We start from the raw sequence: 21,334 nt of genomic DNA on the forward strand, positions 1-21,334 counted from the left end.
TCGTAGCCAGGCAGCTGCGGCCGGTACAGGCCGGGTTAGGCTGTCGGCCGGACAGGGGGGAACGGGGTTGAGCGCGGAAGAGCTGGACGGCATCGTCCGCAGGCGGCTGGTTGTCATCGCAGTCGACAACTACGACGACGGACAGGAAGGTTTCACAGAGGCCGTTGCCGCCCAGGTGGAACGGATCACTGGTTGGCTGGCTGACCCCGAGCTCGGCGATGACCGCCGCTTCGAGGTTGTGAGGGCAGAGCACTCCCCGCGTTCCGTGGACGACTTGCGCGCTTTCCTGCACGGCCAGAAGCTGGCAGCGGCGACCTACAAGGAAGCCGTGGTGGTGTACGTCACCGGCCACGGGCTGCGCCGCCTGGCACAGCGCCACTACCTGATGCTTCCGGCGACGGATGAAGAGCGGCTGCTGGCAACCGGGTTCCCGACGAGCGAGCTCATCACCGCAGTCCTGGACAGTCAGTCCGAGCACGTCATGGTGCTCGTTGACTCATGCCACTCCGGCACGCTCCGCGCCGAACTCGCCAGCATGTTCCAGGATCTCTCGGACGAACGCCACAGCCACAAGGGGACTGCCGTCGTCACGGCCGGCGACCATTATGAGAAGCCTCTGGTGGGTTCGTTCACCCGGCGCGTCTCCTTGGCTTACGAGCGGATGTGCGACGAAGCCTCCGGCTACACCGGCTCTCATCTGTCGTTCGCAGAGTTCGAGCAGCTCCTGCACCAGGTCGGCCTGGACGAGGACGGTACGGAGAAGGCGCTGGTCAGCGCCGAGTGGATCGTGCCTCATTCGCGCGGCGGTGCCCCTAGCGCGTGCCTGCCCAATCCGCGTTTCCGCCCGGTGCAGAGTGCGGCCGGTCCCGCTCTGCGTCAGCTCGCCCTCGGCTCGGCCTCGCTTGAGGAGTTCTGGCTGGAACGGGCTTCGGGACGGGCCGGGGAGGACGATCCCGGCTGGTACTTCAGCGGGCGGGCCGAGCCGATGGCACGCATGGTCTCGTTTACCCGGGAGGGCGCCGGCGTTCTCGTGGTCACCGGAGCCGCCGGCTCTGGGAAATCTGCGCTTCTGGCTCGCCTGGTGACGCTGGCTGACGCCGGTTTCACGGCCGACCCGCGATACGCGGCGGTGGCGGCTGGCATCCCGAGCGGGCTGCGGCCGGACCCCGGGGCGGTCGACGTCGCGGTCCTGGCCCGGAACAAGTCCGCGCGAGTGGTCGTGGAAGAACTGCTGGCCGCGCTCGGCGGTGCTCCCAGCGGCGGCGAGCTTCCGCTGCAGAGCCTGCTCGGCCTGCTGTCGACCAGGGCCTCCGGGCCCGCTGGAACCGTCAGCGTGGTCATCGACGCGCTGGACGAGGCCGAGGATCCGCTGGCCTGTGTCGGCGATGTCGTCATCCCGCTGTCCCGGCTCGCCGCTGGCGGTACGAAACGGGCCGTCCGTCTCGTAGTGGGTGTCCGCAGCTCACCTTCGAGCGGTGGGTACGCGTCGGACACGGCCCTGCGGGACGAGCGGGCCGACCAGCTGCTGCAGCGGCTTGACAGCGCTCTGCGTACAGAAGGCGTCCCTTTGCAGGTCCTGCGCACCGACGGGCCGGACTGCACCAGTGACATCGCCGCCTATACCGCCGCGCTGCTGAGCGCCCCGCGGACCAGCCCGTACCACGGTGCGCCGGAGGCCGCGGACACGGCGGCACGCCACATCGCGCAGGCGGTTGCGCCGTCCTTCCTCGACGCCCGGATCGCGGCCGAGCAGCTGAGGACAGCAGACACGTGCCAGGACCTGGACGAGACCGGCTGGCTGAGGCGCCTCGCCGACGGCACCACCGGGCTCCTGCGTGAGGACATCCAGGCCGTGGCCTCCGCCGCGGGGGCGGACAGCGGCCTTCTGGTTGCCGCGCTGCGCGCGACAGCGTTCGCGCCGGGGGCCGGGCTGCCATGGGCGGAGGTCTGGCCCGCAGTCACTGTCGCACTGGCCTCAGAGGTGTACGGGCCCGGGTTCACCGACGCCGATGCGGCCGACCACGCCATCCGCATCCTCCGGTCCAGCCGGCTCACCGGATACCTGGCCAGTGCCGAGGAGGATGCCCGTGCCGTGTACCGGCCTGTGCACCAGCGGCTGACCGACCTTCTGCTGGCCGGCGGCGGCGTCCTGCTGGCACCGGCGGCCGCAGCTGGCGGCGGAGAGCACCCGGACGGGCCGCACACGCTTGCGGCGGCGCACTCCGCGATCGTCCGTGCACTCGCGGAGCTGGTGGAGCAGGCCCTGCCGCACCCGGCGCATCCGTACGTCCGAAGGTACTTGCTGCACCATGCGGACGCCGGCGGCGTTCTGACTGACGTCGAGGTGCCGGTGGCACTCCTGGCCCAGGAGTCTTCTGGAACGCTGCGCGCCCGCCTCGCTCTGCCTCTCCCGGCGGGGGATCCCGAGCGGCAGAACCTGACGGCGGCGGCCCTGATCGAGCCGTTCGCGGTCGAGGCCACGGACTACGCCTCGCGTCTGGGCAGCATCGCCTTTCTCCGTGCCGTACGAGGCCTGGGCGGAGAGGCCGGTCTCCAGGCTGACGCCTTGGCCGGGCTGCCGGTAAGGCCGCTGTGGGGACGGTGGGCAGCACGCGTGAACGTGCTGGCGCCTGCACCGGGGCAGACGAAGGCCCTGTGCGTGGTGCCGACGTCGGACGGGCGCCAACTGGCAGCTTCGGCCGCCGACGCCGGCGGCGTCCGGGTCTGGGACGCCAGAACGGGCCAGCCTGTCGCGGACCTGGCCACGGGGACAGTCCACCGCATGTGCACCATCATGGCCACGGGCGGGCGCACCTTCCTCGTCACAGCGGGGCAGTCTGACACCGGCCAGCACGAGGTACGGATCTTCGATCCGGTCTCCGGACAGCCCATCGCTCGGACGCCGGTTCCCCAAACCTACGATGTGCATGTCCTGGCGGATGGCCCGGCGCTGTGGAAGCTGCTCATCCTGACCCGCAAAGGCACGTTCCTGTGGAGGCCGCGCGCGGGCAGGCTGTTCGAGGTTCCCGACTTCCCCGAGGGGATCGCCCAGAGGCACAGCCAGGTCTGGGCGCCGGCCCGCTGGCAGCCGTCACTGACGGCGGTGGTCCGCTCGGGTAGCGGCAAGGCCCTGGTCGCTGTGTGCGGCGGGGAAGGAATCCGTCTGTGGGATCCGGCGTCGGCAGCGACGGTGAGCCCTTCCTTCGGAGGCAGCCAGGTCTCGGGCCTGGTGGGTGTCGCCCGCCCGGACCGCGACGACCTCCTGATCGCCGAATCCCCCAATCCGCTGGTGCCCCTGCGCGTGTGGAACCCCTTCACGCTCCAGCAGGTGGCATCCAGTGCAGAGGGCGGCAGCAAGGCGGTTGCGGGTGCCAACGGAACGGCGTTCGCCTATGTCGCACGCAACCGCATCGTGATGCAGGGGCTCGACGGCGGCGCAGTCCGCACATTCGAAGCCGAGACGTCGTCCGTGGATGCCCTCGCAGTTGCGGAAGGTCCGGCAGGGCCGCGGGTCATGTCGGCCGGCCCGGAGGGCATCCGGGTCTGGGGCCCCGGGCCCGGCGGGCCGCTCTACGAGGACGGACTGGCGGAGTCGGTGTACCGGGGCCCCTCGCTGGACCAGCGCCAGCGGAGTGCTCCCACGTGGTCCCTGTGCAGGTCGTCCCTGCCCGTCGATGGTGAGACCCAGGGCGGTGACGTCCTCGTTCTCGCGACGCGGAGCGGGCTGGACATCCACAGCGCGACGACGGGCCGCCTGCTGAAGCGGATCGGGACCGGCCTTGTCGGGCAGGTCCTGCCGCTGGCCCCTGACAGGGCCCGGGTGGCAGTCAGCGCCCCGAACGGCGACCTGTCCATCTGGGACCTCGTGTCGGGCCAGTCGGTGATGACGAGCCGCAAGGAACTGTCCCAGTCCGCCCTGTCCTCGTGTGTCGCCTGGACCGCCGAGGGACTGCCGGTGTCCGTGTCCCTGGCCGCCACGGGCGGCGACCCTGACCTCACCACAGTTGTCCTGGACCATGAGAACGGGCGGTCCGCGACCAGGACGGTGCCGCTCAGCACCGACAGCAGCAAGTCCGCTGTCCGTCTGCTCGGCGCCCTGCCTCCCTCCCCGTCCGGCGACATCGCGGTCGTGGCGGGCGTCGGCCGGGATCTCGCGCTCATCGATGTGGCTTCCGGAGGGCGCGCCGGCACGCTGTCCGGCTTGGACTGCAAGGGCGGGCACGGCAGTGTCCTGTGCACTCTGCCCGGCGCCAGCGGCCCGCTGCTGGCGGTCTCGAACGGAACGGACATCGGTGTCTGGGATGTCACCACGCTGACGCAGGTCACGGCGTGGAAGTCCCCGGACACGTTCACTATGACGGGCCTGTCCGTCCCCGGCGGCCCAACGCTGCTCGTTTCCGGCGGCACCGGCGGCGTGGGGATCTGGAACCCTCGTACGGGCGGTCTCATCCACACCGTCCTGACGGGTGCTCCTGTCCACGGCATCACCGTGGACAGGGGTGCCGAGGACGCGGTGCTCCACCTCTACGGCCCCGCGGGCCTGGCGACCGTCTCGGTCGACACTGGGCTGCTGTGAGGGGCGCTCAGGCCGCGCGAGAGGTGTCCAGCCCGTCCGCGCAGGCCTGGACTAATCTCCCAACTCTACATCCAGGCAGCCGGGTTCATGCGCATCTTGAAGAATCCTCCAGGGCAACCGGCCCCGCCTCCCCTCTGTGAAGCATCTGACTATGAACAGACCGCTGCAGAGTGATACATCTGAGCTGTGCTGTCTGCTCATCAGCACGGTTTCCTGAGGGTGGGGGCTGTTCATGCATGTGCGCGCGGTCGTTGCACTGCCTGCGCGAGGCCGGGCCGGGGTCCCTGCCGCCGGGACTGCTCCCTGGCATGGAACCAGCAGGTGAGCGAGGGGTCCGGCAACCGGCCGGACAGCCGCTGGGCCGCGTACGAGTGGTGGCAGGCCCGCCTGGCCAGCGCCTTCTTCGGCGAGCACCGCAGGGATACACCGGTCCTCTTCTTCATCAACGACAGCGAGCTGCGCGAGCTCCAGGGCGGGGCCGAGGTCCAGGACCTCGGCACTGCCGTCAGCTCCGTGCTCGCCTGGCACGGGAATCCGTACGATCCGGTCTCGCACCGCTGCCGAACATGGAGGCGCGGGAAGCGCGAGGATCCGCCCCCCTGCCTGCCGCTCCTCGCCGCGGCTGTCCTGGCCGCCGCCAAGATGCAGCGGACTGAAGCGGGGCCCGGGGCTCCCGCGTACTACGCGCGTCTTGCCGAAGTGCTCCGGCCCGCCTGGGGCGGGGAGCAGCACCGGAAGCCGCTCGAGAGCAACTACGAGACCGTCGTCGGCCAGTGGATCTGCCTGGACGAGTGGCTCCGGGAGCAGGACGGGGCGCGAGGCCTCAGCACGGTCAAGGAGAACCCCACCTACAGGAAGATCGGTTACGCCCAGTCCCAGGCACTGGTCAGGGCGTCCGACCATGCGGCCCTGCAGCGGTTCTTCCGTTCGGAGGGCCTGTCGCCAGGCCGGAGCGCTGACGGCGGGCGGCTGCTGAAGGCGCTCAGGATGTGGAGCGCCGTCAATCCGGAGGGGTTGTCCCAGAGGCTTCGCCAGGCGCTTGATTCCCATGCGGAGAGCCCGCTCCTGCAGCCCTTGCTGGTTACCCTGCTCGAGGGCTGGGACGGGTCCGCTGCCCAGGGCCGTGCCGACAGCGGCCGGCTCCGGATACGCCTGCGCGTCGTCCTCGAGGACGAATTCACGGGGTGGGAGACACGCTGGCATGCGGAGGCCGTGGCCGGCGTAGACCGCGATTCCCTGCAGCACCCCGCTGGAGCGCTCGAACTCGAGCTGGCAGACCAGGTGTACCGGCTCTCAGGGGTGATGCCGGACGTGGCCCGGGCCCTGCAGCACGGGCTCACCGCGCGCGGCACGAAGGCCGACGCATGCGTTGAAGGCGGCCGCGACGTGCTCGTGCTGCGCGAAGACCCTGTCGCCGGAGGCTGGGCAGAAACCGACAAGCTGACCGTCTTCGAACCGTACGTGTTCCTGTTCACGCGGTCCGGCCAGGGTCCTCTCCAGCGCCTTCTGGCCGATACCGGCCACCAGTGGCGCCGCCCTGAGAGCGTCCCGATTCCGGGCTGGCAGGTCACCCCCGAGCTGCGGTTCGACGACGAGCAGGTACTCGCGGCAGCCCTGTCACGGTCCGGCGTCCGGAGTGTCCGCCATCATCCGGTGCGGCGCCTGAGCCTGCGCAACGGGCTGCTCGTGAAACGCGAGTGGCGGCACCGATCGCTCTTCATGCTGGGCGCGGAACCCGACGTCATGGTCCCCGAGGAGCTCCGCGGACCCGGGCTGGTGACACTGGACGGGCAGCCCCTGGAGGTTCCTTCGGACGGGCTGACGGTGCTGCGGGGAAGGGGCCTCACCCCGGGACGGCACGTGCTCGCAGCCGGCGGCACTGCCACTGACTTCTACCTCGAGCCGGCGCCGGAGCCCCCGGAGGGCGCTCCGGCCGAACCTCCCGGTACGCCGCCGGGAACCGTCGCCGTCCCGCTGGACGGCGACGTGCGCTTCCTCACCGCGCGGGGCCACTTCCTCACCGCCGGGCGGCCTCCGGAGCCCGTGTGGTGGACGGAGCGCGCCCCCGTCCTCCGCGGCGGCGGAACCGTCCGCGTGACGGTGCCGCCCGATGCTGTGTGGCTGGTGGCCATTTCCGGGGCGGGCGTGCCTGCGGTCACGCTGTTGAGGACGCAGGCCCCGGCCTTCGAAAGCCTGAGCAGGGCTGCCAAGGACTTCTGGAGCGGGCTCGTCCTGCTCGACCTGGCCGGCGTCCCGCACGCCTCGCTGTGGAAGCGCTACCGGGAAGCCGCGCTCAGCCAGTTCCCGCGTGGGGGGTTCACACGTGTTTGACCCGGACCTCTTCATCTCCTGGATGGCGGAGCAGCGCAGCGGCTCCCTGGCCACGCTCATCCGTGACGCGTCGTGGGCCAGCGGGTGCGAACGGAAGCCCGTCACCCAGTGGCTCGGCCGTATCGAGGCCCTGGGCGCCGTCAGCATCGACTGGCGCACCGGCCGGTGGAGTGCCAACGCGTGCGAGATCACGGACCTGCCCGGGAACACCCAGACCGCCGTCCTCACCGGTGCCAGGCCCGTCGGTCCGGACTTCTACAGGGCGCGCGGGGCGGTAGCCGTGCCGCAGGGTCCCGAGGAGTCCGGGATACCGCTGCCGACGCCCCTGTGGCTGCAGTACGAGGAGCGGTCCCGCCTCCATGAGTTCGCCGCGTCCGCCGGTGTCGCGGCCGTCCCCTGCGCGGCCGGGTCCGCTGCCAGGTCCCTCGGGGCGTTCGTCCTGGGGGACCTGGCAGCCCCTCCGGCGCGCGACAGCACAGTCGAACGGTTCGATCCCGCCGTCGGCCGGTTCTCTCCCGTCAGCCTCGGGAGCAGCTGGCCCGTTCCCGGCCTCTACCGGTTCACGCGGTTCGGCCGTCAGCCCCGCTACGCACTGCTGCACAGGCCCGGCCGGCAGGCAGCGCCCGGACCTGTGCGCGCTTCCGCCCCGTTCCCGGAGCAGACCTGGCACAGCGTCGACCGGAGAGCTGGCATCCACTATGTCGTCCCCCCGGCAGCGTTCCCCCTGCGCTGGAAAGCCGATCGCGCCGGAGAACCGTGCCCCGGCTCCCTGGGACGCATGACTGTTGACCGCAGGACCCCTCTGCCGCTGGCCCAGGAACGGGCGGCCGTCCTGTGCACGGGGCTCGCAAGCCTGCGCACGGCAGGTACGGAGCACTACGACGGGGTCCCCCTCTTCATCGCCGACCGTATCGCCCGCACTCTGCGCCGCCGTCTGGAGACTGCATGAGCACGCCCCTGCCCGGCCTGGATGCCTTCGCCACGCACAACGCCTTGGCCGAGGCCTATCTGCGCTACTACGACACTGCCTTCCGGCTCCGCAATAACGGCCTCCAGGCCGAGCGCCGGTCCCTGCTCGACCAGCCCGGCGGCGTGTTCGCCGATCCGTATGTCGAGCTCCGGCCGGAGTACGCCCTCTCGGGGCACAGCATCGCCGAATCGGCCAGGGCCGCCGGAGCTCCCAGCGAGCTGGCGGAGTTCGCTGAGTGCGGGCTCTTCGCGAAGGGCATGGAGCTCTACACCCACCAGGAACGGGCCCTGGCAAGCACCATGGCCGCCGGGCGGAACGCGGTGATCACCGCCGGCACCGGATCGGGGAAGACCGAAGCATTCCTCCTGCCCGTCCTGGCCGACCTGCTGCGCGAGTCCCGGGGCTGGAAGGGCGAGCCCGCAAGCCCCAGCCCGTGGTGGGAGCGGGCTTCGTTCGAGTACTGCCCTCAGCGGCAGGGTGAGACCGGGCACCCGCCCGCTGTCCGGGCGATGATCCTCTACCCGATGAACGCGCTCGTGGACGACCAGCTCGTCAGGCTCAGGCGGGCCCTGGACAGCGACCGGGCCCGTAAGTGGCTGGACAGCCACCGCGACGGCCACCGCTTCTACTTCGGGCGTTTCACCGGCAGTACCCCCGTGACCGGCCGCCGGGGCCAGCCCTTCGCTGTCGAGGAGCTGCGCAGCTACCTGAAGGCCACTGCCGCCCGCGGCGAGCGCGCCCGCGAGGCCGCCGACGGAAGCGGCAGGGAGGACATCCGCTACTTCGCCCCCCGTCTGGACGGGGCGGAAATGCGCAGCAGGTGGGACATGTACGAGTCGTCCCCCGACATCCTGATCACCAACTACTCCATGCTCAACGTGATGCTCCAGCGCAGCCGCGACGAGGACTTCTTCCTCAGAACCGCACAGTGGCTGGACTCCCGCGACGACGCCCGGTTCACCCTGGTAGTCGACGAACTCCACATGTACCGGGGGACGCAGGGGACCGAGACCGCGTACCTGGTCCGCAATCTCCTTCACCGGCTCGGTCTGAGCCAGCGCCCCGAGAAGCTCAGGATCCTCGCCGCGTCCGCGTCGCTGGACGAGACCCGCGGGAAGGACCGCCGGTTCCTGCAGGAGTTCTTTGCCGCAGAGGAGGGGTCCTTCCACTTCATCTCAGGCGAGGCGGCGCCCCGTGCCGTCGGCCCGGGGGACATCTCCGCAGCCGCTTCAAGGCTGGCGCGGTACTCCGGGACTGAACCTGAACCGGCTGAGGCCGCCGGGCTGCTGGCCGAGACGCGCGCGGCGGAGGCGCTGGCCGGCGCGCTCGGCGCCGGATCGACCGGGCCGTCCGCCCCGGCCATGGCCTCCGCAGCCCTTGCCAGGAAACTGTTCCCTTCCAGCAGCACAGAAGAAGCCCGGCGGGCCCTGCAGGGGACGGCGGCCGCCGTCCGCGCTGCGGCGGAGGCCGGGGTCAGCGGTCTGCCCAGGATCCGGATCCACCTCTTCTTCCGCAACGTGGCGGGAATGTGGGCCTGCTCGGACCCCCGGTGCCCGGAGGTCCACGCCGCCTTCCAGGACTCCTCACGGTCCGTCGGCAGGATCTACTCCGTCCCGCGCACGTTCTGCGACTGCGGCGCCCGGGTTCTGGAGCTGCTCTACTGCCAGTCCTGCGGTGAGGCCATGCTCGGCGGCTATGCGCCGCGGAGCGCCACCGAACGCGGGGCGTTCAGGTCTGTGCTGCTGCCTGACAGCCCTGACCTGTCCCGTGTCCCCGACCAGGCCGGCAAAGACCGGTCAGCGGAGAACTACATCGTCTACTGGCCCTCCGAAGGGCCTCAGCGTGCCGATGACGACGCTGAGTGGAGTGCCGACAGCGGCAATGTCACGTTCGCTTTCCGGCGCAGTGTCTATGACCCGGCCACCGGGCTGCTGTCCAACCGGGCGGCCGAGTCCACTGGTTGGAGCTTTCATGTGAGCACTCCTGTCGACAAGAAGACCGGCCGGCCCAGGCACGCGCTCTCCTCGTTCCCGCCCTTCCCCACCCGCAGCCCTTGCTGCGGAGCCGACTGGGAGCGCGTCTTCACCAAGGACGGCACACGCAGGCGCATCACGGATCCAGGGCGGCTGGCATCGCCCGTACGGACGATGAGGACCGGCTTCGAGAAGATCAACCAGGTGCTGTCGGACGAGCTTGCCGAGCAGTTCGCCGAGCCTGCCGACCGCAAGCTGATCGTCTTCACTGACAGCCGCCAGGACGCCGCCAAGCTCTCCGCGGGCATCGGCCTGCGGCACTACCAGGACCTCGTCCGGCTCCTTGCCCTGGACGAGCTGGGAAGGTCCGCCGAAGCCGCCGGAGACGTGGCTGCCATTCGCAAGGATCCGCAGGCGCAGTCCGAGGCGGGTGCTGCCGCACTCGAACGCCTCAGTGCGCGGAACAAGAGTGATCTGGACGCCCTGCGCCTGGCTCTGCTGCTGCAGAATGAGGCCGACGCGGCCGCAGCCGGAGCACGGCTCGCGTCTCCGCCGGCCCTCGAGTCCCTGGCCAGAGTGCACGTCAACACACGCCTGCTCTCCCTGGGAGTCAACCCCGCAGGCCCGAAGCCGAGTGTGCAGCAGGTCGATGAGCTGCCCTGGCACGAGCTCTTCGACTGGGAACAGCAGCCCCCCGCGCTTCAGCTGGGAACCTCGGAGGCCCAGAAGGCTGCGCTGACTTCCGAGAACGGGCTCCTGGAGAACACCCTCGAAGCCCTGTTCTCCGGCGCCGGCCGCGACATCGAGTCGCTCGGGCTGGGCTCCGTCGCTCCCTGGCCAGCCGCCCCCGACCCTGACGGCCTCGGCCGGGCCAGCCTGCGGATCCTCGCCGAACTACGCCGTTTCCATACCCTCCGCGACGGCAGGGATAAGCCGCCAGCGCAGCTCCGCGACTACTGGAAAGCCGTCGCCCAGCACCGGGGCATGCACCCGGACGATGTGCAGAACGCCGCCGAGGCCGCGTGGGGCAGCGGTACGGTGCGGGAATACCTCATCGACCCGAGGAAGGCAGCCGTCCAGCCTTCTCCCGGCCGATCCTGGCGGTGCGGCCACTGCGGGCGCCGGCACCTCACACCGAGCGCCGGAACCTGCACGCGGTGCCACAGCGCGCTCCCCGCGCAGCCGGAACCCGACGAGAGCCCGGAAGCGACCGACTACTACGCCTGGAAGGCAGCCGGCGACCGTGCCGCTTTCCGCCTGAACTGCGCCGAACTGACAGGCCAGACGGACCGTCTCGATGCCCAGGCCCGTCAGGCCCGCTTCCAGCAGGTCTTCCTGAACGACCCGCCCGAGGTCCCGCTCGTACACGGGATCGACCTCCTGTCGGTCACCACCACCATGGAAGCCGGCGTAGACATCGGACCGCTGTCCGCCGTCCTGATGGCCAACATGCCGCCCAGCCGCTTCAACTACCAGCAGCGGGTCGGACGGGCCGGCCGTCGGACCTCTCCAGTTGCGGTCGCTCTGACCGTCTGCCGGGGGCGCAGCCACGACGAGCACTACTTCGCGAACCCGTCATCCATCACCAACGACCCCACTCCGCCTCCCTATCTCACCCTCGAGCGTCGGGAGATCCTCGAACGGGCCCTGGCCGCTGAGGTCCTGCGCGTCGCGTTCCGAAGCCTCGACGGGCACGGGGGCGAAGGCAGCGTGCACGGCGAGTTCGGCAAAGCCCGGGAATGGGCCGCTGCGCTGCCCGCCGTCCGGGAGTGGTTCAGCCAGCAGGACGGCGTACTGGCCGCGGCAGCACAGGCTCTGAGCGCCTTCACCCCGCTCGATCCGGCCGACATCCTCACCAGCCAGTGGCTGGAGCAGCTGCTGCTGCGTGTCACACAAGAGGCCGCCAAGCCCACCGGCGCCGAGGAGCTCAGCGAGCGGCTCGCGCACGCGGGCGTGCTGCCCATGTTCGGCTTCCCCACCCGCATCAGGCAGCTCTACCTGAAGGTCCCGCAGAAGAACTTCCCCTGGCCGCCTGACAACACGATCGACCGCGACATCGCCATGTCGCTCTCACAGTTCGCCCCGGGCAGCGAAGTCGTCAAGGACGGCAAGGTGTTCACCGTCACCGGAATCACCGAGTTCGAGCCCGCACCCAGCCGTCCCAGGCCTGTCGCGGACCCGCTGGAGAACCGCGGGCCCGTGGGACTGTGCCGGGTCTGCAACCACGTAGAGACGAATCCGTCCGGCGAGGGGCCCTGCCCCGTCTGCGGTCAGGACGACTACGGTGTCATCGACCTGCGGGAACCCGCAGGCTTCAGCGCCAGCGAGCAGCGCGACTTCGACGGAGTCTTCGCCTGGACGCCGCGTACCGTCTCCTCCCGGGCCGCCGCCAACCTCTCAGCCCTCGACTTCACCTCCTGGGAGGGAGCGGACATCTACTCCGGGCCGGGCAAGCGCTACATCATCAACGACAACAACGGCGACCTGTTCAGGCTGCGCCCCGTACCTGGCAGCTGGGGCGGGTACGTCGCCGTCAGGGGCCCCGGCCCAGTTGGCAACGACGAGGTCCAAGTGGCTCTCGGGGCTGTCCTGCCCACGGACTTCCTGTTCCTCGGCCCTACGTCCGCTGTCGACAAGACCCACGGATACCGGCTCAACCTCTCTTCCACTGGCCCCGTCTACGGCAGCGACATCAGCCACGGCCGGCGGGCCGCCTGGTACTCGCTCGCGTTCCTCCTGCGCAGCGCGGCCGCCAAGTTCCTCGATGTAGGCCGGCAGGAGCTCCTGGCCGGAATCCACCCTGGAGCGCATCCGGACGGCCACGTCGCCTACACGTTCCTGGCCGACGCCCTGGAGAACGGCGCAGGCTTCAGCACGCACCTCGGCAGTCGGGAGGTCATCGCCGACTACATGCGGGCCACTCACGCGTACCTGGACTCGCTGAGGCAGAGCGAGCACTCCCTCGTGTGCACCTCCTCCTGCCCCGGCTGCCTGCGCGACTACTCCAACATGGCCTACCATCCCCTGCTCGACTGGCGCCTGGCCGGTGACCTGCTGACCGTTCTCTCCGGAGGGTTCGCCAGCACCTCCGACGACCGCGCCCGCCAGTCACTGACCGGCCTCGAGAAGATGTACAAGGGCACCTTCCTCGACACCGGCCTGCCCGGGCTCACGTTCACCGCCCGCGGTCTGCCTTACGCCGTGGTGGCGAAGCACCCGCTCCACATGTGCGAGGAGCAGCTGGTGAGCAGTGAGCTCCGGCCTGCCCTGGACGCCGCGCTTTCGTTCACCCAGGACGCGGGCCGGGTCGTTGTCGCCGACTGGTTCACCCTGGAGAGGAGCCCGATGCAGGTCATCGAGCTGCTTCAGGCCCACTGAACACAGCCGGTACCGGCCGGGCGAGAGGCTCCTGTGTGCCGCTGTCACGGCCCGCAGGAGCCAGCCGGGCGCTTGCCGCAAGTCCAGGGCCAGGATGGAGTGGCTGCTGGAGTACTACGCTGGCTACCGCCCGGTAGAGGAACAGCAGCGAGGGCCTCGGCGGCGTCGCGTCGGCGGCGGGCGCCCGGTCCTCCCCAGGAAACAGGAGCCCGTGTCGTGGCGAGTGGCACACCGGAGGAGACGCCGCGGGAGTGGACCCCGCCGCCCGGGTCCTGGGCGTCGTCGGCGGCCAACCGCCGGAGCATGGTGGGCAACCGCAGCCGGGACACCCAGCCGGAGCTTGCGCTGCGGCGGCTCGTCCACGCGGCGGGGCTCCGGTACCGCGTGGCCGCGAAGCCCCTGCAGGGCATGCGCCGCAGTGCCGACCTGGTGTTCCGGCCGACCCGGGTCGCCGTGTTCGTCGACGGCTGCTTCTGGCACGGGTGCCCGGAGCACTTCGTCCCTCCCAAGACGAACCCGGACTACTGGCGGGAGAAGATCGGCCGCAACGTCCAGCGGGACCGGGACACCGATGCCCGGCTCGCGGCCGAGGGCTGGCTCGTGCTGCGCTTCTGGGAGCACGAGTCCGCGGAGGCCTGCGCGCCGACGGTTGTGGACAGGGTCCGGCAGCGGCGCGCAGGCGGATCCGTCAGCTGACCTTCCCCCGGTGCTGGGCGAAGTAGTCGTGGCGGGCGTGGTCCTGCTGGCCGATGAAGGCCTTGAACTCGCCGAGCTTGTAGGCCAGCTCGCCGTTGCTGCGGGCGGTCTTCTCCACGTGGAAGTCGCGCTCGATGTGGGCGATGCGCCGCTCGATCTCCGGCGGCGGGAGCTTCTTCCCGCCGGACTTGGCGATGAGGTCGGCCATCTTCTGGGCGGTGAGGGCCTTGTCCGGGTGGTGGCGGAGCAGCAGGTAGACCGGGTCGAGCTCCGGGCGGTCCCATTCGACCGAGTCGGTGCGCTTCTTCTCCTGGCGCAGGGCGCTGGCGATCGCCTTGCCGAGGGCCTCCGCGACGGGCGGGGGGAAGGCGTTGCCGATCTGGCGGTAGACGGTGGTCTTACGGCCTTGGAATTCCCAGTGGCAGTCCTTGCCGTACCAGCCCTGGATGCGGGCGACCATGGCGGTGGTCAGTTTGGGGACGTGGTCGCCGTCCGCGTCTGGGCCGGGGGCGGCATTGGCGACGCCCATCGCGTCGACCCCCAGCTCACGCCAGGCGGCCTTGGCCCGGGTCGGGCCGAGGTCGGCGCCGCCGTGCTTCTTGGAGCCGCCGACGATGGTGGGTGCGATGGCGCAGGCCTTCTTGGCCCATGCATCCACGTGCTTCTTGGGCCAGCCGTTGGCTCCCATAAGGTCCTTGAGCAGCTCGCCCACGGTGGGGGCCGGGTCCTTGGTGGGCTCGGGCCAGTGGAAGTACTCGGCGTACTCCTTCTGCAGGGCGACCAGGACGAACCGCGGCCGCAGCTGGGAGACACCGAACTGGTGGGCCTCCAGCAGGCGCCACTCGCCGACGTACCCGGCACCGTGGAGGAGCTCGAGGATGTGCTGGCGGTAGGCGGAGAACCGGTTGCCGCTCAGGCCCTTGACGTTCTCCAAGAGCAGCGCCTTCGGCTGGACGTCCCTGCACAGGTGCACGGCCCAGGCGAACAGGTCCCGCTCGTCCGTCGCGCCGAGCTGGTTGCCGGCGATGCTGAAGGGCGGGCAGGGGACACCCCCGGCGAGGAGGTCGATGTCCTTGTACGCGCTGGGGTCCCAGAGCAACGGATCGGCGACGTCCCCGACCTTGACGACGGCCTTCGCCTCGAGATCGGCGTCCTCGGGACTCGTGCCCTCGGCCTGCATGAGCCGGGCGAGGTTGTGGCGGAGGGTTGTCGCGGCGTTCTGGTCGAGCTCCAGGGCGAGCCTGTGCTTGAATCCAGCATTGTGCAGACCGAGGGACTGCCCGCCTGCACCGGCGCAGATCTCGACCACCTCAAGGCGCTCAGGTGCCATGAGACCTCCTCTCGGTGGCGCCGCAAGCGGACGCCGACGTGTTCCTCTGCCAGTGGCATCCTTCTGCTCGGCTGCCACTGCTGGGGGCGGCCCTGCCATCGCTTGGCCGCTGTCCAGGACGGTTGACCCTGTGTGTCGGCCTGCGGCAGGTGTCACCAGCAGAACCAGAAGAGTAGGCGACATCACCGACACACCCCAAAACGCCGCACCCGGATGCCCCAGGTCAGGCCGGGCTCCGGGCCGGGGCGCGGTGCCGCACGGCCTGGAGCCGATCTCTCCCGGGGCCGGTCGTGCCCGGGCGCACAGGGCCCCGGCACGGGGGGTAGGACGGGCCGGGACTGTCCAGGGCGGCTCCGCTCCGTAATTGCGCGGAGTCGATGCTGATGTCCCAGCCGATGTCGCCGGCTATTGGCAGACCAGGGTGGGCCAGGCATCCGGGGCAAGATCCTCAGGAGGCCGGCTTTCCCTACCGGGGCCTGCGCCTCGACGGCTGCCTGACACGGATGGTGCCGCTACTGATCCTGCCCGCGCTTTGTGGGGAGCCGGGGAGCGACCTCGTCCTGATCTCCCTCGTCGGCGAGCGTCCACCCTCCGCCCTCGATCTGCGCCGCCTTCTGGTCACCCGTCCGCGCCCGCCTCACCCTGACTGCCACGAACTCGCCGTCGCCGGGCACGGGAACCCCCAGCTGCTCGGCGATCCTTCCGTGCTCGGAGTCCTGCCCAAGGATGATGATGCCGGAATGGCGCAGCTTCGGCCGGGCGCGGCTGTTCCCCTTGTCCATCCTGATCCGGGCCATGTAGTCGTGCTGCCTGGCGAGAGTACGGACGACCGACCGGTCGACTATCCGTTGATGGACGAGGCGGAACAGCTCGTTCACTGCGGCCTGTCCGTTCCAGCGCGCGTTCCGTCCGGGCTTCCCGGCCTGGATGCCCCAGCCCGCGTTCATGATCGATTTGCGGGTCGCTCCGTCCAGGTGGAGCAGCAGGTTCTCCTTCAGCGGCATGTCGTCCCACAGCCAGGTGACGAGTCCGTGGTGCCTGCGGGTGAGGCTGAACTTTCCGTCGCGGTTGCCCCTCTTCGTCTTCCCGTCCGACTCCGTCAGTGCCGCGCGATCCGCGCGCAGCAGCCCGGCGCTCCAGCGGCTGGTCGCGTCGTCCGCCCAGACCACGAGGCAGATCTCGCCCATGGCCTCCGGGGGGATCATCCAGCCGTACTTGCGCTGGGAGAATTTGCAGTCGACCTCGATGTCCTCGATGAGGTAGTCCATGTGGATGGTGCCGTCCTCCGCGTGGGAGGCGAAGCCGAACTCGCGCTGCAGGTTGATCTCGACCAGGGTTCCTGCATGGGTCTTCTCAGTCTTGTGGAGATCCTGCCAGTCGTAGCGGCCCGTGTTCTCGCCGTCCAGCAGCTGGTCGATCGTCTGCCGCAGCACCCGGGCGAACCGCTCGCCGCCCGGGTCCTGCCTGAGCAGGTAGTCCCTCACCTTGATCAGTTCTGCGTCCTGGCTCCCGAGGGCGGCGCTCTGCTCCCCCTCCGGCCCCCACTGGATCGGCAGTGTCTGGTCGTCCATCGGTTCCCCTCCCTGATTGGCTGATCAGACTACTTTGCCGGGCAGAACGACCTGGCCGCCTCCTGCGGCTCCACCTGCCCAACCGCACCGCCGGGGTGACAGGTTCCGGATAGCTGCCACCCTGGGCTGGTCACCCCGGCGCCCGGGAGGACCGGTATGCACACCGCCCCGGCAGCTCCGGCTTCGACTCCGCCGCCCACGTTGCCGTCCGGAGCACCCGTCCGGAGTGCGGCCTGATCGGACCGGACCTCGAGGCGCAGCCCGGCTTCCCGTCCCCGCGGCCCGGGGACGACCCGGCTCCCGGCTGACCAAGGGCGCCCCCGAGCCTGGCTCAGGGGGCGGGGGCCGGGACGACTGCGCTGCCGTCCTGGCGGGAGTCCTTGGCGCGGAAGCGGAGGCGCGAAGCAGCGGGCGCCACCGCCCGGTGTTGCCGCCCGTGGCCTGCGGATCGCTGGGGTGGGCTGCGGGCTCGATGGGCCTGCCTGGCGAGCGCACCTCGACGAGTTCGGCGTTGAACATCTTGTTCCGGGCCGAGGGCTCGACCCAGGACAGGTGCTGTGCGACGGGCGGCGGGATCTCGGCCGGGGTGACCTGGGGCTTTCCGTCGACGAGTACGGCGTACCGGGCGAGCTGCTCGCGGAAGACCTCAGGGGCCGGGCAGGACTGCCGGAACCTGATCGTAGACTCCCGCAATGACCGCGTCTCTCACAGTGCCTTCGCCAGCAAGCCACGAAGACCCCGGACTGGACGAGGTGGTGGCCTGGTTCACCAGCCAGCCGGACCTTCAGAAGCGGTTCGGCTCCGTCATCCGCCAGGCCGTCGACGAAGTCCTCGACGGCCGCCGCACAGGGCGGTACGACATCACCGGGGTCGATCAGCCCGTGAAGACCTTCCTCGGCACCAAAGTAGAGATCATCACACGGTTCGAGTTCGATCTCGGCTACGGCGACCTGATGGACTACACCATTGCGGGTCACCCCGTGGATGCCAAGTTCACGCTCAATCGCTTCGAATGGCAGATCCCGCACCATGCGATGGGGCATATCTGCCTCCTGATAAACGCCGACGACAAGGCAGGGACCTTCGCCGTCGGGCTCGTCCGTGTAACACCGGAGCTTCTCCGAACCAGGGGGAACCAGGACAAGAAGCGGGTCATCGCGGCAGGCCAGCGGTCCGCGATCCGCTGGCTCGTACAGAACGGCACGCTCCCGGAGAACCAGCTCCTGGCCCTGGCCAAGGCCGACGGGCCAGCCGTGGACGAGATCCTCCGCGGCAAGAGCGGCCAGGATCGGATCAACGCCCTCATGCGCCGCTTCGCAGGCAGGATCGTGCTGGGGACCACGGTCGATACGGTCGCCTGCCAGCGCGACAGCTCCAAGCGTGTCCGCGATTCCCGGAAGGACCTCGCCAAGGACGGGATCGTGGTTCTGAGCGGTGACCGCAGAGCGCAGCGGGCCATAGCGGAAGCCCTGGGGCTTCCGGTCCCTCAGCGGAGTTCGTGGCTTCCTGTCAGGCTTGCCCCTTCGCTCGGCGATGGCCGCCCGGCGGCGGCTATCAACGGCAGCGAGTACACCGTCTGGCAGACCGGTGACGCACAGGCCATCGCCCCGGAGTTGCCGGACAAGTAGGCGAACCCGCCGCCGTAGCGTAGGAGCGGGGTCTGGACGGGGCCCGCCCAGCAGTCCGGCGGGCCTCCCTGCACAGGCTCGTGGTCAAGCCGCCGCTGTAACTGCGCTGCACGGCTGGGGCAGGCCGAATGCGGCCGCGGCCACGTGCGCGGCCAGCAGCGGCGGCACGGCGTTGCCGGCCTGCTCGTACTGCTTCGTCTGAGTCCCCTGCCACGGGTAGTCGGCTGGGAAGGACTGCAGCAGGCCGGCTTCCCGGACGGTGATCCGTGCCGTGTCGGGAGCAGCACTGCGGGCAGTCCAGGACCCGCGGTCGCGGGATTCGGCCAGAGCGCGCCGGGCCTGGGTCGGAAACGGCTCCGCTCCCCCGGTCTTCCCTCCGCCGGCGGTGACGGTAGGCGCAGGACGGTCGGTGGCCCCCCAGCCGATACCCGCGGCCATGGAGACCCAGCGGGCCCGGGGCTCGCCGAAGAGTCCCCCGTCCTCTCCGTGCTCGGTGTGCGTGGGCTCTGGAGGCTGTGCGGTGCGCACGCGGGAGGCGATGAGGATTGCACGGCGCCGGCTCTGGGGCACTCCGAAGTCAGCAGCGTTCAGGTTGCCGGCCCAGGTGCTGTAGCCCCAGCTCCGGAGCACCTCCGCGTAGTGGCGGAACAAGGGCAGGGCGTCGGGCACCTCCTCCATGACAGCGTCCTCGGGGCGAAGGTCGTGGAGATAGCGCATCGGTTCCGCGGCAAGCAGGGAGCGGGGGTCCTTGCAGGCGGCCAGAAGCGCGGTCCTGGTGTCCCGGCCCCGGGCGAGGTCGTCTATCGCCTGGTGGACAAGGGGCTGGTCCTGGAGGCCGAGCTGCTTGCCCGCCCGGGACCACGCCTGGCACGGCGGGGAGGCGATGAGGCGGCGGATCCGCCCGGCCATCGGGGCTGCTGCGATCTGGGCAACGTCCGCGCGCACAGTCGGGTGCCCTGCGGCAGCCCGTGTCCGGCAGGCAGCAGCGTCCCATTCGATGCCGATGTCGGTGATGCCGTGGTGGCCGCGCAGACCCTCGGACCAGCCTCCGGGCCCGGCGAACAGGTCCAGGGTGTCAGGGGCTTCGGGGGCAGGCATCAGGTCTCCGGGGTGGATGGGATCGGCGGAACGGCTTGGTCGTCTCCGGCAGACGGCGCCCTTCCCGGGTGGCGGGCGGCGCGCGTAGTCAGCGCAGACGACCATACAAGGTGCAGGCCGTAGGTCCGGCTGCCGAGGCGGCGGATGCACGGCTCCTTGCGGCGCCCCTGCGGCTGCCTTCCTACGCCCTGGGGTCCGGCTTGGACGGCACGACGGCCCCGGACAGTGCTGGTCCGAGAAGCGAGGGGGCTCTCCATCGCATCCAGCCCGGGATGGTCGTCCTCGGGCTTCCAGCTCCTCACGGAGGAAGCCAACTTGACGACGACGGGGCCCGCACACCCCGTGAGCCGTCGCGATCGCGTCGATGCCGTGCCCCGAGCTCGGCGTCGCATCCTTCATTCCAGCCCATGCTCCGCCCGCGCAGGACGCGGCGGTGGGAGTGGGACGGACACCGGTCGGCGACGAGGACCTCGGCTGGTTCGGCCGGGGGTCGCTCGACCTGTGCGCACCCGGACAGGCGGTCGCGGTCCCCGGCTCCAGGAGACCGCGTCCGTCACAGCGGCCGAGGCACCGGCTGACGACAGCCTGCTGCTGCACACCACGTCGGCATTCCCGGGCGATCCAGCCCCGTACGTCGGGGAGACTGCCTTCGTTCGCATGGGCGATGTGATTCTCATGGTGCAGCAGGTCCCCGACCAGAAGGCGTCACCAAACACGGAGCATGTCCTCGCCGCTACTGTGACGGCGTACCGTGCCGCCGGTGGTTGACCACGCATCCTGCTCGTTCATGCGGGTGCCCGCCTCAAACGCGGCCCGCCAGTCGAGCACCCTGGCGCGGCGGCCGCGGCAGATCGGGGTACGGCAAGGCGGGTCCGGCAGCTGTATGGGGTCGCTGACCACCGGGAGGCCCGTGGAGACGGGGCAGTTGAAGACACGCACGGCCTCCCGCCTGCCGAGTCCGACGTCGGTCGGCCTCTGGTTCCGGGGCTGCTCGCTGGAACCGGCTTCACGGTGCCTGACGGGCTCCCAGCTCTGCGCGCGCCCGTCCCACTCGTCGGTCGCGATCCCCGCGACGAAGCGCACAGCGCTGCCGCAGGTACCGCACCGCAGCGGCACGTGGCAACCCTGGTAGTCCCGGGGTTCGTGGCCTCCGAGCTTCCAGCCCGGGGCCGTCGAGAGCCCCCAGGAGTAGCGGGCATCGGACTCCTCGCCCAAGAGGCCCCGGTGCGGGAACTCGGTCACCGGTTCCGGCCGCGGCAAGGCACGGGGTCGGCAGGTAGCCGTGCTCGCCGACGGCCACCGGCTCCGGCGGCGTCAGGAAGCGCTCCCCGGGTCGCCGGTACTGCGGCAGCGGACCTTAACCCACAGGTCGGCGGCCCTGTTGTAGGAAGCCGTTGGATCAACGTAGACATGCTGGAACGGGCACCAGAGGATCTGAAGGGCGTCCGTGCCCTCCGGGGATCCTCCGTACCAAGGCACGTCATGCGCATACACCTGCAGAGCGGGCAGCAAGAGCCACGACGTGTCCGCGGGTGTCCCGTCCCAGTGATCACGCCGTGGTGGACGAACCTGGTCGAGCGCTCGCACCGGGCGTCGGCCGGACGGTGGGGCTGCCTGTGCCTCACATGACGGCCGCCCAGGCAGTTCGGCCGCGGTTCGTCCGCAGGCCAGGCCAGCGCCCCTCCCACGGAGCTGTCGCTCGGACCCGGAACCGCCGACACGGGGTACGGCCGGACCGCCGTCCTCGCGTGGGCGGCGATCACTCGTGTGTCTCCAAGACGAG

Annotated in this window: 9 protein-coding genes and 1 pseudogene; 6 read left to right on the forward strand and 4 right to left on the reverse strand. The window is 70.4% G+C overall.

The window, feature by feature from the left end; translation table 11 throughout:
• Positions 1–67 precede the first annotated feature (67 nt).
• The 5 genes from AB0F71_RS18525 (at position 68) to AB0F71_RS18545 (ending at position 13,924) form a co-directional block, all read left to right on the forward strand.
• Complete coding sequence (locus tag AB0F71_RS18525; RefSeq protein WP_360235053.1) at positions 68–4,576, forward strand: AAA family ATPase; 4,509 nt, start codon at positions 68–70, stop codon at positions 4,574–4,576.
• 321 nt (positions 4,577–4,897) lie between these two features.
• Positions 4,898–6,907, forward strand: a complete 2,010-nt coding sequence (locus tag AB0F71_RS18530) for a hypothetical protein (protein ID WP_360235056.1) — start codon at positions 4,898–4,900, stop codon at positions 6,905–6,907.
• Positions 6,900–7,856 (forward strand): hypothetical protein, encoded by a 957-nt coding sequence (locus AB0F71_RS18535; RefSeq protein WP_360235059.1) that lies wholly within the window; start codon positions 6,900–6,902, stop codon positions 7,854–7,856. Before AB0F71_RS18530 ends, AB0F71_RS18535 begins: the two co-directional genes overlap by 8 nt.
• A complete protein-coding gene (locus tag AB0F71_RS18540) occupies positions 7,853–13,228 on the forward strand; it encodes a DEAD/DEAH box helicase (RefSeq protein WP_360235062.1) in 5,376 nt (1,791 codons plus the stop codon). Before AB0F71_RS18535 ends, AB0F71_RS18540 begins: the two co-directional genes overlap by 4 nt.
• A 216-nt stretch (positions 13,229–13,444) precedes the next feature.
• Positions 13,445–13,924: a very short patch repair endonuclease gene (locus AB0F71_RS18545; protein ID WP_360235065.1), complete on the forward strand. Its 480-nt coding sequence runs from the start codon at positions 13,445–13,447 to the stop codon at positions 13,922–13,924.
• On the opposite strand, the gene dcm is transcribed toward AB0F71_RS18545, so the two are convergent.
• The 3 genes and pseudogenes from dcm to AB0F71_RS18560 all read right to left on the reverse strand — a co-directional run.
• On the reverse strand, positions 13,917–15,254 hold the full coding sequence (gene dcm / locus AB0F71_RS18550; protein ID WP_360235068.1) for a DNA (cytosine-5-)-methyltransferase: 1,338 nt from the start codon (positions 15,252–15,254) through the stop codon (positions 13,917–13,919). The two genes, AB0F71_RS18545 and dcm, sit on opposite strands and share 8 nt — an antisense overlap.
• A 512-nt stretch (positions 15,255–15,766) precedes the next feature.
• Positions 15,767–16,825, reverse strand: a complete 1,059-nt coding sequence (locus AB0F71_RS18555; protein WP_360235071.1) for a NaeI family type II restriction endonuclease — start codon at positions 16,823–16,825, stop codon at positions 15,767–15,769.
• Between the two features lie 450 nt (positions 16,826–17,275).
• Positions 17,276–17,467: pseudogene (locus AB0F71_RS18560) on the reverse strand (hypothetical protein); the annotation flags it as partial.
• A 50-nt stretch (positions 17,468–17,517) separates the two neighbouring features.
• On the opposite strand from AB0F71_RS18560, the gene AB0F71_RS18565 reads away from it, so the two are divergent.
• The gene (locus tag AB0F71_RS18565; protein ID WP_360235074.1) at positions 17,518–18,453 is read left to right on the forward strand and encodes a NaeI family type II restriction endonuclease; all 936 of its coding nucleotides are present in this window, start codon (positions 17,518–17,520) and stop codon (positions 18,451–18,453) included.
• Between the two features lie 84 nt (positions 18,454–18,537).
• Here the strand turns inward: AB0F71_RS18565 and AB0F71_RS18570 are convergent, their stop codons facing one another.
• Positions 18,538–19,551: a DNA cytosine methyltransferase gene (locus tag AB0F71_RS18570; RefSeq protein ID WP_360235077.1), complete on the reverse strand. Its 1,014-nt coding sequence runs from the start codon at positions 19,549–19,551 to the stop codon at positions 18,538–18,540.
• Positions 19,552–21,334 lie beyond the last annotated feature (1,783 nt).

Source organism: Kitasatospora sp. NPDC028055, assembly GCF_040637885.1.
Lineage (GTDB): Bacteria > Actinomycetota > Actinomycetes > Streptomycetales > Streptomycetaceae > Kitasatospora.

Coding starts and splice junctions, on each gene's coding strand:
- AB0F71_RS18570 (WP_360235077.1), bottom strand. CDS start 19,551: ATGCCTGCCCCCGAAGCCCCTGACACCCTGGACCTGTTCGCCGGGCCC.
- AB0F71_RS18540 (WP_360235062.1), top strand. CDS start 7,853: ATGAGCACGCCCCTGCCCGGCCTGGATGCCTTCGCCACGCACAACGCC.
- AB0F71_RS18555 (WP_360235071.1), bottom strand. CDS start 16,825: ATGGACGACCAGACACTGCCGATCCAGTGGGGGCCGGAGGGGGAGCAG.
- dcm (WP_360235068.1), bottom strand. CDS start 15,254: ATGGCACCTGAGCGCCTTGAGGTGGTCGAGATCTGCGCCGGTGCAGGC.
- AB0F71_RS18565 (WP_360235074.1), top strand. CDS start 17,518: ATGACCGCGTCTCTCACAGTGCCTTCGCCAGCAAGCCACGAAGACCCC.